Origin of the sequence: Shewanella polaris, assembly GCF_006385555.1 — a bacterium.
Classification (GTDB): Bacteria; Pseudomonadota; Gammaproteobacteria; order Enterobacterales; family Shewanellaceae; genus Shewanella; species Shewanella polaris.
Window position 1 is genome coordinate 2,972,300 of sequence record NZ_CP041036.1, and the last position, 16,196, is coordinate 2,988,495.

General features: G+C 41.9%; 14 protein-coding genes. 1 reads left to right on the top strand and 13 read right to left on the bottom strand.

The features are described from left to right. Positions 1-4: 4 nt before the first annotated feature. From FH971_RS12960 to metA, 7 genes are all read right to left on the bottom strand, one after another. Complete coding sequence (locus FH971_RS12960) at positions 5-1,123, bottom strand: enoyl-CoA hydratase/isomerase family protein (RefSeq protein ID WP_140234571.1); 1,119 nt, start codon at positions 1,121-1,123, stop codon at positions 5-7. Then, positions 1,123-1,905, bottom strand: a complete 783-nt coding sequence (locus FH971_RS12965; protein WP_140234572.1) for an enoyl-CoA hydratase — start codon at positions 1,903-1,905, stop codon at positions 1,123-1,125. The genes FH971_RS12960 and FH971_RS12965 overlap by 1 nt, the downstream gene beginning before the upstream one ends. Before the next feature lie 59 nt (positions 1,906-1,964). Next, complete coding sequence (locus FH971_RS12970) at positions 1,965-3,122, bottom strand: acyl-CoA dehydrogenase family protein (protein ID WP_140234573.1); 1,158 nt, start codon at positions 3,120-3,122, stop codon at positions 1,965-1,967. A 211-nt stretch (positions 3,123-3,333) separates the two neighbouring features. Then, entirely contained in the window at positions 3,334-4,827 is a 1,494-nt protein-coding gene (locus FH971_RS12975; protein WP_137226616.1) for a CoA-acylating methylmalonate-semialdehyde dehydrogenase, read from the bottom strand. A 164-nt stretch (positions 4,828-4,991) separates the two neighbouring features. Further along, on the bottom strand, positions 4,992-6,182 hold the full coding sequence (locus tag FH971_RS12980) for a thiolase family protein (RefSeq protein ID WP_140234574.1): 1,191 nt from the start codon (positions 6,180-6,182) through the stop codon (positions 4,992-4,994). A 311-nt stretch (positions 6,183-6,493) separates the two neighbouring features. Beyond that, the gene (locus tag FH971_RS12985; RefSeq protein WP_140234575.1) at positions 6,494-8,431 is read right to left on the bottom strand and encodes a tetratricopeptide repeat-containing diguanylate cyclase; all 1,938 of its coding nucleotides are present in this window, start codon (positions 8,429-8,431) and stop codon (positions 6,494-6,496) included. Between the two features lie 95 nt (positions 8,432-8,526). After that, on the bottom strand, positions 8,527-9,471 hold the full coding sequence (gene metA, locus FH971_RS12990) for a homoserine O-acetyltransferase MetA (RefSeq protein WP_137226613.1): 945 nt from the start codon (positions 9,469-9,471) through the stop codon (positions 8,527-8,529). A gap of 344 nt (positions 9,472-9,815) precedes the next feature. Between metA and FH971_RS12995 the strand changes: the two genes are divergently transcribed. Further along, complete coding sequence (locus FH971_RS12995) at positions 9,816-10,553, top strand: SDR family NAD(P)-dependent oxidoreductase (protein ID WP_137226612.1); 738 nt, start codon at positions 9,816-9,818, stop codon at positions 10,551-10,553. Between the two features lie 70 nt (positions 10,554-10,623). On the opposite strand, the gene ompW is transcribed toward FH971_RS12995, so the two are convergent. The 6 genes from ompW to FH971_RS13025 form a co-directional block, all read right to left on the bottom strand. Continuing rightward, on the bottom strand, positions 10,624-11,271 hold the full coding sequence (ompW, locus tag FH971_RS13000; RefSeq protein ID WP_140234576.1) for an outer membrane protein OmpW: 648 nt from the start codon (positions 11,269-11,271) through the stop codon (positions 10,624-10,626). 244 nt (positions 11,272-11,515) lie between these two features. Continuing rightward, positions 11,516-12,166, bottom strand: a complete 651-nt coding sequence (locus FH971_RS13005; RefSeq protein ID WP_167496020.1) for a nucleotidyltransferase family protein — start codon at positions 12,164-12,166, stop codon at positions 11,516-11,518. Beyond that, positions 12,153-12,803, bottom strand: a complete 651-nt coding sequence (maiA, locus tag FH971_RS13010) for a maleylacetoacetate isomerase (protein WP_140234578.1) — start codon at positions 12,801-12,803, stop codon at positions 12,153-12,155. Before maiA ends, FH971_RS13005 begins: the two co-directional genes overlap by 14 nt. A 91-nt stretch (positions 12,804-12,894) precedes the next feature. Beyond that, positions 12,895-13,881, bottom strand: a complete 987-nt coding sequence (locus tag FH971_RS13015) for a fumarylacetoacetate hydrolase family protein (RefSeq protein WP_140234579.1) — start codon at positions 13,879-13,881, stop codon at positions 12,895-12,897. 236 nt (positions 13,882-14,117) lie between these two features. Beyond that, positions 14,118-15,656: a transcriptional regulator TyrR gene (tyrR, locus tag FH971_RS13020; RefSeq protein ID WP_140234580.1), complete on the bottom strand. Its 1,539-nt coding sequence runs from the start codon at positions 15,654-15,656 to the stop codon at positions 14,118-14,120. A 163-nt stretch (positions 15,657-15,819) separates the two neighbouring features. Beyond that, on the bottom strand, positions 15,820-16,158 hold the full coding sequence (locus FH971_RS13025) for a 4a-hydroxytetrahydrobiopterin dehydratase (protein WP_137226605.1): 339 nt from the start codon (positions 16,156-16,158) through the stop codon (positions 15,820-15,822). Positions 16,159-16,196: the final 38 nt, after the last annotated feature.

Below are 16,196 nucleotides of genomic sequence, written 5' to 3' on the forward strand. Positions count from 1 at the left end.
TTTTTTAAGTAAAGTCAGCTAATGGGTGTTTATCTTCAGCCCAAGGAGAAGTAACCAGTTGAGTCACTTTATTCGCATCCACTGCGTCGACATCTGCAAATAGCCATTTAGGTTGGCGATCTTTATCAATCAGTAAGGCACGCACACCTTCGCAAAAGTCGCCCATAGAACAACAGTTAACACTAACGCCAAGCTCCCATTTAAAACAGTCTGCTAAGCTAAGCTCAGTTCCTAAAGCGGCTTGTTCAAAAATAAGATGCCAACTAATTGGGCTACCCGCTAACGCCGTTTTTTGCGCCCGTTTCAACCAATCAAGTTCAGTATTTAAGGTAGATAATTGATAGTGAACATCAAGAATATCACCCGCCATTAACAAATCGATTTGTTGTTGGAATTGCTGCAAATGGCTGGTTGGCAACGTAGCGATGTGCTGCTTGGACAAATCAGTGAGCAAGTCACTTAATCGTTGATGATTTTCCGCGTTATCTTGACTCCACATGACTTCAGCCATGGCATCAAACAATGGCTCTTTTTCATCGCTATTTAAATAATAGTTACCAAGTTCAACATACAAGGCATCTGCGGCATTCATGTTGTAAGCGGTTAACCCTAAAAATAGCCCTGTCTTACCCGGCATACGGTTTAAAAAGTAACTACCACCAACGTCTGGGTATAAACCTATGGTCACTTCTGGCATTGCAATACGGCTACGATCGGTAACAATACGATGGCTACCGCCAGCCATTAACCCTAAACCACCACCCATTACAATGCCGTCACCCCATACCATCACGGGTTTACCAAACTGATGCAATAAATAATCAAGTTGATACTCTTTGGTGAAAAATTCACAAGCTTCTTCGGTGATATTATTGGGGTTTGCTATTGATGCATGATAAATAGCCCGTACATCACCTCCGGCACAAAAGGCTTTCTCGCCGGCGCCATTTAGCACCACGCAAGCAATACTGTCATCACTTTTCCAACGGGTTAGTTGGACTTGCATGGCATCAACCATATCAAGTGTTAACGCATTAAGCGCTTTTTCAATATTCAGAGTGACCACACCGATAGATTGACCGGATAGCGTGCCCAATGTTTGAAAAATTACATCTTGAGTCATTAGCAGTTCTTCCAGTTTGCGGCGCGTTTTTGTAAAAAGGCGTTCACACCTTCAGTCTGATCTTCGGTATCGAATAAGCCCACAAACAGTTCTCGTTCAAGCGGTAATGCTTGAGTGCGAGGCATATTCCGCCCAGCTTGAATAAGTGTTTTACACGCACTAACACTACTAGGAGACTGTTTAGCCACTTTAGCGGCCAATGCTACCGCAGCATCTAGTGATTGACTTTTTTCGACCACCTCTTCAATTAAACCTATGTTCACTGCTTTGGCGGCATCAATCAGTTCACCACATAAAATCATCCGTTTTGCCCAACCCTCACCCACTAATGCCGTTAAGTTTTGGGTGCCGCCCGCACAAGGTAATAAACCGACAGAAGCTTCAGGCAACGCCATTTTTGCCTGAGCTTCAGCAATACGTAAATCACAAGCGAGTGCGATCTCTAAACCTCCACCCATGGCGTAACCATTAATGGCAGCAATAGATACCCCACGAAACGCGCTTAAGGTTTCAAAGGCTTCACCAAAGTTTTGCGCCATGATGGCTGCATTGTCTTTATTGCCATCGGCGAATAAATTTAAATCTGCACCAGCTGAGAAAAACTTATCACCTTCGCCTGTAATCACTAGGGAATAAATATCCTTGTCCTGATCCAGCTTAAGGATGATGTTTTTAAGTGCTTGTAAACTGTCAGCCGTCCAAGTATTTGCAGGCGGATTGTTCAAGGTCAATATTGCCGTGTGGCCGATAATATGTTCAAGAATCGCAGGTGGTTTTGTCATAACCTTATGTCCTTATGCTAGGGAATATATTGTGGTTCAGTCACTAGTGGATCTGTTTATTACAAGATTGGATGGGCGTCGCTAGCTAACAAACGACGGGCAATGATTAAACGCATGATCTCGTTAGTGCCCTCTAAAATTTGGTGCACTCGTACATCACGAAAATGACGTTCTAATGGATATTCACGGATATAACCATAACCGCCATGAATTTGCAGCGCACCGTCACACACTTGGAAACCCACATCAGTAGCAAAACGCTTCGCCATGGCACAATACGCACTGGCCTCTGGGTCTTGAGTATCTAATTTAAAGGCCGCTAAACGTACCATTTGGCGGGCAGCCACTAATTCTGTTGCCATGTCAGCCAGTTTGAACTGTAATGCTTGGAATGCCGCTAGCGGTTTACCAAATTGCTTACGTTCATTCATGTATTCAGTTGCACGAGTCAGTGCAGCTTGGGCCGTACCAATTGAACAGGTAGCAATGTTAATACGTCCGCCGTCTAGGCCTTTCATGGCAAAGGTAAAACCTTGGCCTTCTTCGCCTAGTAAGTTGGCGGCAGGCACGCGCACATTTTCAAAACTGATTAATCTTGTTGGCTGTGCGTTCCAACCCATTTTATCTTCAGCTTTTCCGTATGTAACACCGGCCGCATCAGCAGGTACAGCAATGGCAGAAATGCCTTTAGGGCCTGCTTCACCAGTACGGCACATTACCACTAATAACTCGGTTTCACCGGCACCAGAGATAAACATTTTTGAACCTGTGATCAGGTAATCATCACCATCACGCACGGCTTTGGTTTGCAATGAAGCCGCATCACTACCAGCACCAGGTTCAGTTAAACAGTAAGATGCTAATAATTGCCCAGTGGTTAAGCCTTCTGACCATTGTTTACGCAACGTTTCTGTGCCCCATGTGGTAACCATCCAAGTAGCCATATTATGAATCGTTAACATTGCTGTGGTAGCTGTACAACCATGGGCTAATTCTTCAAAAATAATCGAAGAATCTAACCGGGATAAGCCCATACCGCCTTCTGATTCTGGCGAATACAAAGAACAAAAGCCCAGTTCACCGGCTTTTTGGATAACCTCTTTAGGAAAATGATGTTCTTCATCCCACTTAGCGGCGAATGGAGCGAGCTCTTCGGCAGAGAATTGACGAGCTAAATCAGCAAACTGACGCTGATCTTCGTTTAAATTAAAATCCATGCTGGACTCCTAATATTGTCTTGGATGACTCTTGGGTCATTTGAAGTTTTGCCCGCCTGCGGCTTAAGCTGCTTATCCATTAGATTGTCTGTGTTACAACATCATCCAATGGCGCGGGTCAAAATTGTCTTGTTGAATTAGCTAATAAATATTGCCGCAATAAATCAATAAACTAACTATCACGGCGAATGGAGACTAACCCGAGCAGGGATTATTTGAGGTCAATGCTCATGTTAGGACCACTAACGGCTTCTGTGTCAAACCAGCGTGAAGTGATGGTTTTAGTTTCAGTACAAAAACGCACCGCTTGTTTACCATAGGCGTGCTGATCACCATAGAAACTGCCTTTCCAACCAGTGAATGAGAAGAAAGGTAATGGCACAGGGATCGGTACGTTAATCCCTACTTGGCCAACTTCTATTTCGTGTTGATATTTACGAGCGGCACCGCCAGATGCAGTAAAGATAGAGGTGCCATTACCGTAAGGACTGTTATTAACCAGCTCAATAGCATCATCTAAATTGTCCGCTTCCATGCAACACAATACAGGGCCAAAGATCTCTTCTTTGTATATGCTCATGTCGGTGGAGACATTGGTAAACATGGTTGGACCAACCCAGTTACCCGATTCGTAACCTTCTAAGGTAAAATCGCTGCCATCTAATAAACACTCAGCACCTTCAGCTTTACCTTGGGCAATGAGTTTGAGTACCCGTTCTTTTGCTGCAGGACTAATCACTGGGCCGTAAGCAGCGTTTTTGTCATCCCACAAACCTGGGCGCACTTTAGCTAACGCCTCTTTTAACTCAGGGATCCACTCTTTGGCTTTACCCACAAACACTGCGACCGAAATAGCCATACAACGTTGACCTGCCGCACCCACTGAGGCGCCGACCATGTTATTGATCACTTGCTGCTTATTCGCATCAGGCATGATCACGCAATGGTTTTTAGCCCCCGCAAACGCTTGCACGCGTTTTAGGTTGTCGGTGCCCGTTTTGTAAATGTATTGACCCACCCCCACAGAACCAACAAACGAAATCGCTTTAATAGCAGGATCCCTAAGCAAAATATCAACTGCGGTTTTGTCGCCATGAATAAGTTGTAATACACCTTTTGGCGCACCCGCTTCAACAAACAACTCCACTAAACGTTGCGGCGTCATCGGATCTTGTTCAGAAGGCTTTAAAATAAAGGTATTACCGCAAGCAATTGATAATGGGAACATCCATAACGGGATCATTGCAGGGAAATTGAATGGCGTAATACCCGCACACACACCTAATGGTTGCGTGTAACTGTAGGTGTCGATGTTACGGGCAACGTTTTCTACCGTTTCGCCCATCATCAATGACGCTACGTTACAGGCATGTTCGGCTACTTCAATACCGCGCCATACATCACCTTTAGCATCTTCAAAGGTTTTACCGGTTTCTTGGGCCAAAATGGTCGCCAGTTCATCGTGATGTTCTTTTAGCAAATGTTGGTAACGTAACATGACGCGCGCACGTTCAGATACGGGAACTTCTTTCCATGTCTTAAACGCTTCCTTAGCACTGTGAATAGCCAATTCGACTTCGGTAGTGGTAGCACAGTTAATGTTGGCGATAACTGAATTATTAGCAGGGTTAGTGACATCAATATTGCGGTCACCATTACCATGTGTGAATTCGCCGTCAATGTAATGCTTAACTTGTGTGATCATGTTGCTTTCCTCGATCCTTGAACATCTTATGAGTGAAATAAGCCCACTCGTATTGAGTTACTGCACAGGTGACGCGATTTGTTGTGTTTGTCAGTCTCACTAAAGTGGCTGCGTGTACATCTACCTGTGCGGTGGTCTTGTCGAACTTAACTTGTATTGTCTATTTACACTTCTATCGCCATTGCTGTAGCTTCGCCACCACCAATACATAACGATGCTACGCCACGCTTAAGGCCACGTGCTTTTAAGGCGTAAATCAATGTGACTAACAAACGCGCACCAGAACAACCTATTGGGTGTCCCATTGCACATGCACCGCCGTTAACGTTGACTTTACTGGCATCTAATTTCAGTTCAGAAATCGCCAACATGGTGACCATGGCAAACGCTTCATTAATTTCATATAAATCGACATCATCTTTACTCCACTGCACTTTATCGAACAGTTTTTGCATCGCGCCAACCGGTGCGGTAGTAAACATTGACGGTTCTTGTGAATGAGTAGTGTGACCTTTAATGGTCGCTAATACGCTTAAGCCCAATTGCTGTGCTTTTTCGCGTGTCATTAACATTAACGCTGCAGCGCCGTCTGAAATTGAACTAGAGTTGGCTGCTGTAATCGTGCCGTCTTTGGTAAATGCTGGGCGTAATGTCGGGATTTTTTCTGGGCGGGCGTTACCTGGCTGCTCATCGGTATCAACAGTCACGTCACCGCGACGCGTGCTCATGGTGACAGGCACCACTTCATCTTTAAATGCGCCAGAGCTAATCGCTGCATTGGCTTTTTCGAGCGAACTTAATGCAAAAGCATCCATTTGCTCGCGGGTTAGGCCAAAGTCATCTGCCGTTTTTTGTGCAAATGTACCCATTGCACCACCAGTGTAAGCATCTTCAAGGCCATCTAAAAACATGTGGTCCATCACTTTACCATGGCCCATACGCATTCCACTGCGCGCTTTGTCGAGCAAATATGGTGCTTGGCTCATACTTTCCATACCACCCGCAACCACAACTTGACTACTACCCGCTTTAATCAAATCATGAGCTAGCATTACGGTTTTCATGCCAGAGCCACAGACTTTATTGATAGTAGTGGCGCCAACACTATAAGGTAAATTGGCACCCAGTGATGCTTGACGAGCTGGGGCTTGACCAAGACCTGCGGGTAAAACGCAACCCATCAACACTTCGTCAATGCTGTTTTCACTCACACCAGTTTGGGCTAATAGGCCTTTAATCGCAGTAGCCGCTAATACTGGAGATGCTACCTCAGACAATGCACCTTGAAACCCACCCATTGGTGTACGCTTCGCGGCAACAATAACGATATCTTGACCTGTTTGCTCTGTACTCATAACTACTCCAATTTAAATACACTTAGAAATTAACTTTTTCAATATTGATATCACTCTGACGTTGACGCGAACGTAAAGCAAGTAAAAAATGGTCTAAATACTGATGTTAATCAATTGGAATTGTCAGTGAAGATTTACAGCTTAAGAATATTAGCTTTAAATTTGATGTAAGACATTGTTTTTATGACATATATAAACAACCGCACATCAGTAACGTTATTACTGTTGAGCGATTTAATCAGCATAAAACTTTAGTCTAAGCAGAATGTAGCCATAGTGGCCCAATAAACCAAATAGCCATTTGGGGAGGATTAATGGTCCATAATCACTACTTGATTGCGGCCTTTATCTTTTGCTTGATATAAGCCTAAGTCGGCTTGCTTAATAATGTCGGCAAGCTCATGAGTTTGCGGGGTTAACATAGCAACAGCCACACTGATGGTAAAATTAATTTTAACATTGTGAAAAACAAACTGGTTTGACTCAATACTGGTTCGTAATCGCTCTGCTATTTCAACGGCTTGTAACTGTCCTGTATCGGGTAAAATAATTAGAAATTCTTCACCACCTATGCGACCTAATATATCGTTTTTCTTGAGCCAATTCCGTGCACGTCTTCCACATGCTTTTATGGCTAAATCGCCAATATCATGGCCATAATGGTCATTAATAGCTTTAAAATTATCGATGTCGAACATAATCACGGCGAGTGGTCGATTATTTTTTTGAGCCTGATTAAAAATCTTTTTACCCTGTTCAAAAGTATGACGTCTATTAGCAATACCCGTCAGATAATCAGTTTGAGAGCGACGTTTAAATTGTCGGCGAGATTGCCACAAGAAAATCACCACAACCAATAACACCAATGCAATGAGCACTGCGATTACCATTGATAAGTTAGTGATTTTTTGAGTATCAATTTCGGCCTCCAAATTAAGCTTATTAATTGCCAATTGATTTTCGAGCAGGCGATTATTAAATTCAGCAACGGTAAGGTTATGGTCTAATGATGAATTAACCACATCATTATTGATAATATTGGCAAAGTTCTTTTTTTGTAAATCGATGGTATCTAACAGCTTATTCATGCCAAGATTACTGGAACCATTGGCGTAATCAATGATGGCTGCAATCATCAATTTCAATTCACTTGAATGACCGTGATAAGTCGCCGAATGAGAAAACTTTTCCGCATATTTAAAGGCTTTATCTGGCTCTTGTTGACGAAAATAACTTAATGCCAACCATGCATGAGTGGCGTCGACAAAGTATTTTTCTTGAGTTGTATCTTGCACTTCAAGTGCTCGTAAAAAATGCTCAATACCTTCTTGGAATAAACCTTGAGCCCAGCAGCTAATACCAGTATTAAATTGATAAAAAAACTCAAAATCAGCAAACTCTGGCGATTGCTCAACCAGTTGCTGCATTTGCAATAAATGGTCTTTATTCTCCACCCACAAGCCTAATTTAATTGATTCACCAATCATGTTATGCAACATATTAAACATGTCTTGTTTATCTTGGGCTTGCTCCCAAAAACCATAGGCTTTCTTAAAGTATTGATAAGCTTTACGGTTTAAACCATTGTCACGATAAATAGCCGCGGTGGCATTGAATATCATCGCTTGCCGGCTCAGTCCTAATTGATGTTGTTGTGCTAACGCTAATGCTTCATTTAACCTTTTCAGACCTTCGCCAAAATCACTTGGTTTATTATAACAATACGCGCTTTGCGCTAACACTTCGGCCAAGATATCAACGTTTCCAAGCTGACGGGCTAATGTAATCGCCACTTCACGATCTGGGCAATAAACTTGGGTGTCGTTAGTTTGAAGGTAAAGTATGAATGAGCGTTCGATATAGCTTTTGACCAGTTCTTCACTAAGAGGATGTGGCGTAAGTAATTTAATGGCCTGAGTATAACTGTCAACTGCAGCAACAAGATCACTGTTAACTTCTTGCTCTATTGCCAACAAATGCAATAACTGGCCTTGCTGTTCAATTGGCCATTGAGCGCTTTGCGGTCGCTGTTGTTGTAAAAAGTCAATACGTTGCTGTGGTGAGCTTAATGTGGATAACTGCCGTTTGATATCCGTTAATGTTGCGCTACCAGTAATACCACTTACATTGGTGCCATTAACATTGGTGTCATTTGCATCAGCGTCACTAAAGAGGTCACTGGCCCCCAATGAGGTTACAGGCCCACTCACTGCACACACCAATAATAACATCAACCGCGTTTTAACCATTTAACCTCGACCTTACAATAAAAACCATTAAATTTAACAATAGCTTTTATCGAAACGATGTCAACGTTAAAGCGCTGGTGAAACTATACTCAGATTTACTTTTTACTTTCCCATGGCGTTTTCGCATTCATGTCAGACAAGTCATATGGTGTTAACTGGTAAACATAATAATTAAGCCAATTACTGACTAATAAACTGCCATGACTATGCCAACGAACAATAGGGTCTTGGTTGGGATCATCTTGACGATAATAATTTTGTGGAATGTCAGGGTTAAGTCCTTGTCCTTTATCGCGCACGTATTCTTCGTTCAAGGTTTCTTTTTGGTACTCAGGATGGCCCATCACAAACACATTATGGCTATCACGGCTAAGTACAATATAGGCGCCAGCCTCGTCAGATTCAGCTAACACTTCTAAATCAGGATGTTGGCGGATTTGTTCGACGTCCATTTCCGCAAAACGAGAATGTGGCGCAAAAAACTCATCATCAAAACCACGTAATAAAGGATGCGGGTCGCTTGTTCGGCGATGATTAAATACGCCAGACCGTTTGTTGGCTAACAACTTACGTTCTAAATCATAAAGGTGATAAAACCCAGCATGAGCTGCCCAGCAGAGAAATAAAACCGATGTCACATGTTGTTGCGACCAGTCAATGATCTCGCGAATATGGTCCCAATAAACCACATCTTTAAAATCAATTTGCCCTAATGGTGCCCCTGTAATAATCAAACCATCGTAATTGTTATGTCTGATGTCTTCAAAATCACGATAAAAAGTGTTCATGTGATCAACTGACGTATGCTTAGATTCTTTATCATGAATACGTAATAAATCGACCCCAACTTGCAATGGCGTATTCCCCAATAAACGTAATAATTGGGTTTCAGTTTCGATTTTGTTGGGCATCAAATTCAAGATGAGTACCCGCATTGGACGAATGTCCTGATTAGCCGCACGGGTTTCAGACATCACAAAGATATTTTCAGACTCTAAAATACCTGCAGCGGGCAGATTATCAGGAATACGAACCGGCATACGTCTCACCTTATAGATTAATTAAACACAGCGTCTTGATTGAGTACGTGCCAAATGGGCTAATAACCTCAACCATTATGCTTACCACATCACAGTTTCAACATTCTGTTAAATTCGCTAAACAGTCAACTTGATCACCAGTATTAACTTATATTTACTAAGGTTATTTAAACAAAACACTGTCAGCACGCTATATCAGCGAGTAGTAGTACAACAATCATTTGTATAATTCATCATACACAAGGATGTCTAGAAGTCTACACGTCTTGAGTTGAATTTTTTTCTCGCTTGTTATCAACAAGCGATATTTCTATCATGAGTCATTACTTAAGATGAGGTTAACTATGTCAATCGCGACTGCAATGATAATTGGTGCAAGTTCCCAACTAAGCCAAACCCTTGCTAAACAATTATCTGCACAGCAGGTTTCACTAGTGCTATTTGTTAACGATCCTGACTCGTTTAGCGAGTTTAGTCAAAGCTTGCCCGGTGAAGTCAGCGTGTATCCATTAGCTATTACCCAACCCGATACACTAATAGCACAACTTAATGCGGCTTGGACCAAGCATGATGGAGCCCATTTAGTGATAGTCAACACCGGCGTTAATGAATATGATTCAACTCTCCCCTGGGCCATTGACCAACATACTATTGATGTAAATGTCATGGGATTTGCCGCTGCCAGCCAGTGTATTTTTAAATTGATGTGCGAACAGGGTTACGGCCAATTAGCAGCGATTAATTCTATCGCCGGCCAACGTGGTGGTCCAAACGTGGCTTACCATGCCTCTAAAGCTTTTGCTGCAAATTATTTGCAAGGCCTTAGCATGCATGCACAACGCTTAAAATTACCTATAACCATTAGTGATATTCAATTAGGCTTATTTGATAAGGCGGTCCACTTAAACACTCAAATGCTTTTATCGCCCATTGATAAAGTGGCAGAACAAATTTTAACGGCACTTAAAAAAGGTAAACGCCGAGTGTATGTCACCAAGCGCTGGCGTATTGTAGCGTGGATTAATCGTTTATTACCTGAATATATTTATAATACCCGTCATTGGAATCCACGTAAAAAATAGTGAATTAGCGTATCAATAAAAGCAGGAACCCAAGGGTTCCTGCTTTTGAATCTGCACATGCTAATAAATACTAGAAAGAATAACCTACACTCACCATATACACCCAAGGGTCAATATCGGTATCAACGACAACATGATCTCCACCCATATCAAAGCTCACATCAGTTGAAATTTGTGCATACCATACAGAAGCATTAACCAACCATTTTTTATCAATTTGGTAATCAAGACCTAATTGAGCAGCAATCCCCCAAGAGTTCGACAAACTTAAATTGTCTAAACCAAGGTCTTTAGCATCTTGGGTAAACTCACTATCATAGAAATTAGTAAAGTTAACCCCTAAACCAATATAAGGACGGAAAGCAGATTGTGAATTGCCAAAGTAATACTGTGCCACCAATGTTGGGGGTAATTGTTTAGTGTCTGCAATTTTACCTAATTCACCTAGTGACACATCATGGCTAAAAGGCGATGCTGCTAATAATTCAACCCCAAAATTATCAGTTAACATATAAGCAAAATTTAGCCCTAGTTGCACATCATTATCTACCCCAAATTCTGCAATGTTTGCTACTACAGGACTTGACTCATTAGGTGCCACCATAGCAACACCTGCTCGAACGATAATATCACCCGCTTGATGTGCCGCAGCACCAAAAGATAATCCAGCAGTTAATAACGTAGCAGCGGCTAAACTTAGGCTAATTTTATTATTCATTTTTAACACTCCATGGTAATGACAACTAGATGCAACTCTGTGCATCCTCAACATTTTCCGCCAACCTACCGAAGTAATCTGTTAATAACATTGACATAGATCAATGAAAACCAAATACCTCTTTAGAGGTACAAAAGAGGTTGCAGACACTTGATTTAGATCACAAAACGAGGGCATAAAGAGACAAAAGAGGTATTTAATAGTTGGGTTTTGTGAGGTTGATCAAGTGAATAATTGCTGATGACTATTCTGTTACGGATAGTTTGGGGTAATGAGTTAACCACGCCTTTTGATACACGCGATGATTAAAAATCGCCTTGTCACGCTTTGGATTTTGGCTTAACGATAAATCAAACATACAGTTTAAACCAAACACACTGATTACCTGTAATTGAAATTCAGAGGATGTTAGCTTATCAGTTGAGACTAATTGAACTCCAATAGCGGTTTGTTTTTCTGGCCAATATGACATGGCATGAGCGCAAGATTGATAAGGTTTATCACCATTTCTAACATGCATTCTAGCTTGATTTTTCACCGACCAAGGCAGATCTATCTGTTTAACCAACATTGCTTGTATCGCTTGGTCTTTTTCGGAAGATGGATTGTTATCGCACCAGTAAATTACATCAATGTCATTTAAGGGTTGTGAAGCCATGCAGTGTAAATTATCCCAAATCATATTACGTATAAAACCTGCGCTAATTAACCAGTCAGAGATCCCCTGTTGTTGCATTACTTTCTGACACGCCATTAACGCTGTCAATCTAGATTCATCCTGTTGCAACCACTGCGCCAACAAGGACAATAGCTTTGCTTGCCCCTGTTGCAACTGATCAATAGCCACTTGATTTAACAGGGGCTGATTTAATAGGGTTTGATTAAGTCGCGTCATACTGTTGTTCTGGCGCAGCATCAGCAAATGCTGTTAACTTATTGCACTCATCCCAAATTCGGACAATATTAGGATACGCAGCAAGCTCTAAATTAAAGCGTTTGGCATTATACACTTGCGGGATTAAACAAATATCGGCCAGCGACGGAGTATCACCAAAACAAAAACGTCCAGAATATTGACTTAACTGCTGTTCTAAAGCGGCAAAGCCAAGGTGTATCCAATGATGATACCAACGCATTTTATCTGCTTCTGATACGCCCATTTCGTTAACTAAATATTGTAATACTCGAAGATTATCTAATGGATGAATTTCACATGCGATGGCTTGAGCCATGCTACGCACAATAGCACGCTGCTCAATATTTCTGGGAAGTAACGGTTGTTGAGGGTGTTTTTCGTCGAGGTATTCCATAATCGCTAACGATTGCGATAAGTTAATCTCACCAGACCCGTTATTGTCGATAAATGTCGGTACAAGATCCGAGGGATTGAGTTGATGATAAACTTCAGAGTGTTGCTCACCACCATTATTAACTAAGTGAACTGAAATATGTTCTGCCGTTAACTGCTTTAAATTTAATGCAATACGCACGCGATATGCCGCACTTGAACGCCAATAGCCATAGAGTTTCATGTCTATATCCCTGTTGTTTTTTTCATTAAAAAAGGCAATAACGCTTTATCGCTATTGCCTTTTTATTTCGATTTACATCGCCTTCATCATCTTAAGCTTTGTATTCAACCACTTTTTGATCGATAGAACCAAAGATGCTCACGCCATTATCATCAAACATTTCAATGCGAACAGTGTCGCCAAAGTGCATAAAAGGTGTTGATGCTTTGCCGTCGGCAATAATCTCAAGCATCCGCTTTTCCGCTAAACAGCTTGAACCTGCACTGCGATCGTAGTTAGAAATAGTACCTGAACCAATGATTGCACCTGCGCCTAATGGACGTGTTTTAGCCACGTGCTCTACTAACTGGCTAAAGTTAAACGTCATGTCGACGCCAGCATTCGGGCGACCAAATAGTTCACTGTTTAAATGAGTCACTAACGGCAAATGTACTTTGCTGTCTTGCCATTTGTCACCTAACTCATCAGGGGTAATCGCAATTGGCGAAAATGCACTCGATGGCTTGGATTGGAAAAAGCCAAAGCCTTTACCTAATTCACCTGGAATTAAGTTACGCAGTGATACGTCGTTAACTAGCATCAATAATTTAATGTGCTTAGTCGCATCCTCGCTGTTAACACCCATGGCAACATCATCAGTAACAATAGCGATTTCTGATTCGAAATCGATACCGTATTCTTCACTGGCCATTTGAATATCCGCTTTAGGGGCGATAAAACAGTCAGAACCACCTTGATACACGAGTGGATCAGTCCAAAATGATGCTGGCATTTCAGCACCACGGGCCTTACGAACGAGTTCTACGTGATTGACATACGCACTGCCATCGGCCCATTGGTAAGCTCGTGGTAAAGGTGATAAACAACGTGCTTCATCAAAATCGACTGCATTGTCCATTTGTCCGTCGTTTAATGCTTCATACAACTCATTAAGTTGTGGGTATAACAAATCCCAAGCATCTAATAGTTGCTGCATTGTATGGGCAATAGCAGGCACCGCGACTGTCTTGGTCAAATCTTTACTGACTAACATTAATTGGCCGTCGCGACGTCCGTTGTGATAACTTGCAAGTTTCATTATTGCTCCTAAATACGAGGTGAGTTGTAGTGGATAAACCACACTGCAGACTCATTTTGACCATACAAATAACTGATAATGGCTGAAAAACCTATAGCATGCACAAATCACATGTTATCGGAATAAACCATAGTTCGTAAAATATTCGTTACATTCATTTAACAGTTATTAAAATACTGAGCTACAGCGCTTAAGTGACTAAAATGCCAGCAATAAGCTGGCATTAAATCGTTACATTACTTTTTCTTACTAATACTGTAGTCACGCAACTTATTGGCAATAGCGGTATGCGATACCCCAAGTTTTTTGGCTAATTGTCGCGTACTTGGGTATGCAGGGTATAACCGGCGTAATAAACTCGCTTCGTATTCTTTCATCGCTTCATCGAGGGTACCTTCGAATTCTTCATCGAAATAACCAAAGCCTTCGGCATATGACGGTAATTTAAGTTGTTCAACGGTCAATTCTGTTGAACCATCCCACATTGATACCGCTCTAAAAATAGCATTTTTCAACTGACGCACATTACCCGGCCACGCATAAGTAAACAGGTAATCACGACAGCTTGCCGAAATACGTCTTAAAGGGCTCGATAACTGCTGACTGTAATGTTCTAAAAACATCTCAGTTAACGGTAGCACATCAACACGTCGTTCACGCAATGAGGGTATGTGATAACTCAATACGTGAATACGATAATATAAATCTTCTCTAAACTCACCTGTTTGGCAAAGTTCTGCTAAATGCTTTTGGGTTGAACAAATAATCCGTACATCGGCGCGAATTTCTTCATCACCACCTATGCGCCTAAAGGTGCCATCTTGTAATAAACGCAGTAATTTAACTTGCGCGGCTTTAGACATCTCGGCGATTTCATCAAGAAACACCGTACCGCCTTTAGCTTCTTCAAAGAAACCTCGTTTAACAACAGTGCCATTACTGACAAAACCAAATAATTCTTCTTCGGCGACGCTATCTGGCAGTGCTGCACAGTTAATAGCAATAAACGGATGTTCGCGGCGCATACTGGCATCATGGCTTGCTCGGGCCATTAACTCTTTACCCGTACCGGTTTCACCTGTAATCAATAACGGGGCATCAAGTTGCGCCATACGCTTGGCTTGCTTGAGTATATCTTTCATTTTATCGCTAACGGCTAATACATTGTCAAAACCAGTAGTCTGATTTTGCAACGCATTAAACTGCTTACCCACTCTGGCAGGTGACTTTAGCGAGATAACAGCCCCACCTAATATTGTCTTATCATTATCATCAGGTAAGTAAATAGGCAACATTTCGGCTAAATACTCGTTCGAGTTAATTTGCACACGAGTTGCTTGAGGTAATACAGGCGTTTCACTCATCCAACGGGCAAAATTAAATGCTTGCACCCAATGATTCAGTGACTCCCCTACTACTTCATGCTCGCCCATGCCGAGCGTCAATAATGCAGACTCATTCGCAATACGAACCCGTCCTTTCACATCGATTGAAAAAACTGAATCTGGTAAGGTTTTAAGCAATGTCTTTAACGCGTAGTGCTCTTGCTCTGAAGGCATAAAAGAGACCGTACGAACATCATGCACACTTTCGACTTTACGAATTTGTGGCATAAGTTCACGCAAGGTTTCGAAACTGATTTCTGCAAATTGCAAAAATAGGAAACCTTTATTACTGGCATCAATAGCAATTAAGTTAATGCCATAATTCTCAAGCACGACTAGGATGTCTTTCGCTAAACCAACACGATCGATACAACTGACTTCCAAACGCATAATGCAACGATTCCCTATATATTAAAGTTTGTTTTGGAAATTTGGCACAACGTTAGAGGGATATTGCCTCGGTGGCAAGTGAAGTTTACAGCAGAGTTGTAACAGAGCAATTATTTCAGTACATTACGTTTACGTAATGTACTGAAATAGATGGTGATAACGACTAATCAAGCAACTGGTCGGTCTTGGCTGCCATGATGAAATCGTTCTTGTGTAACCCCTTAATCGAGTGTGACCACCAAGTCACGGTAACTTTGCCCCACTCAGTTAAGATACCAGGGTGATGAAACTCGGCTTCAGCTAAATCGGCCAACTTATTAGTAAAGGCCATCGCTAACTTAAAATTTTTAAATTTATATACCCGCTCTAACTGCATAATGCCGTCACGAACTTCAACGCCCCAATCTGGGATCATACCGATAAGTTCTGCCAACTCTGCATCGGTTACTTTTGGTGCATCTGCTTGGCATGCTTCACACTTCATCTCGGTTAATGCATTCATTTGTACTCCTTGGCTTAATTAAATAGTGTCTAACTTGC

Coding starts and splice junctions, on each gene's coding strand:
- FH971_RS12975 (WP_137226616.1), bottom strand. CDS start 4,827: ATGATCACACAAGTTAAGCATTACATTGACGGCGAATTCACACATGGT.
- FH971_RS12995 (WP_137226612.1), top strand. CDS start 9,816: ATGTCAATCGCGACTGCAATGATAATTGGTGCAAGTTCCCAACTAAGC.
- FH971_RS13015 (WP_140234579.1), bottom strand. CDS start 13,881: ATGAAACTTGCAAGTTATCACAACGGACGTCGCGACGGCCAATTAATG.
- FH971_RS12985 (WP_140234575.1), bottom strand. CDS start 8,431: ATGGTTAAAACGCGGTTGATGTTATTATTGGTGTGTGCAGTGAGTGGG.
- FH971_RS13025 (WP_137226605.1), bottom strand. CDS start 16,158: ATGAATGCATTAACCGAGATGAAGTGTGAAGCATGCCAAGCAGATGCA.
- metA (WP_137226613.1), bottom strand. CDS start 9,471: ATGCCGGTTCGTATTCCTGATAATCTGCCCGCTGCAGGTATTTTAGAG.
- FH971_RS12980 (WP_140234574.1), bottom strand. CDS start 6,182: ATGAGTACAGAGCAAACAGGTCAAGATATCGTTATTGTTGCCGCGAAG.
- ompW (WP_140234576.1), bottom strand. CDS start 11,271: ATGAATAATAAAATTAGCCTAAGTTTAGCCGCTGCTACGTTATTAACT.
- maiA (WP_140234578.1), bottom strand. CDS start 12,803: ATGAAACTCTATGGCTATTGGCGTTCAAGTGCGGCATATCGCGTGCGT.
- FH971_RS12960 (WP_140234571.1), bottom strand. CDS start 1,123: ATGACTCAAGATGTAATTTTTCAAACATTGGGCACGCTATCCGGTCAA.
- FH971_RS12965 (WP_140234572.1), bottom strand. CDS start 1,905: ATGACAAAACCACCTGCGATTCTTGAACATATTATCGGCCACACGGCA.
- FH971_RS12970 (WP_140234573.1), bottom strand. CDS start 3,122: ATGGATTTTAATTTAAACGAAGATCAGCGTCAGTTTGCTGATTTAGCT.
- tyrR (WP_140234580.1), bottom strand. CDS start 15,656: ATGCGTTTGGAAGTCAGTTGTATCGATCGTGTTGGTTTAGCGAAAGAC.
- FH971_RS13005 (WP_167496020.1), bottom strand. CDS start 12,166: ATGACGCGACTTAATCAAACCCTATTAAATCAGCCCCTGTTAAATCAA.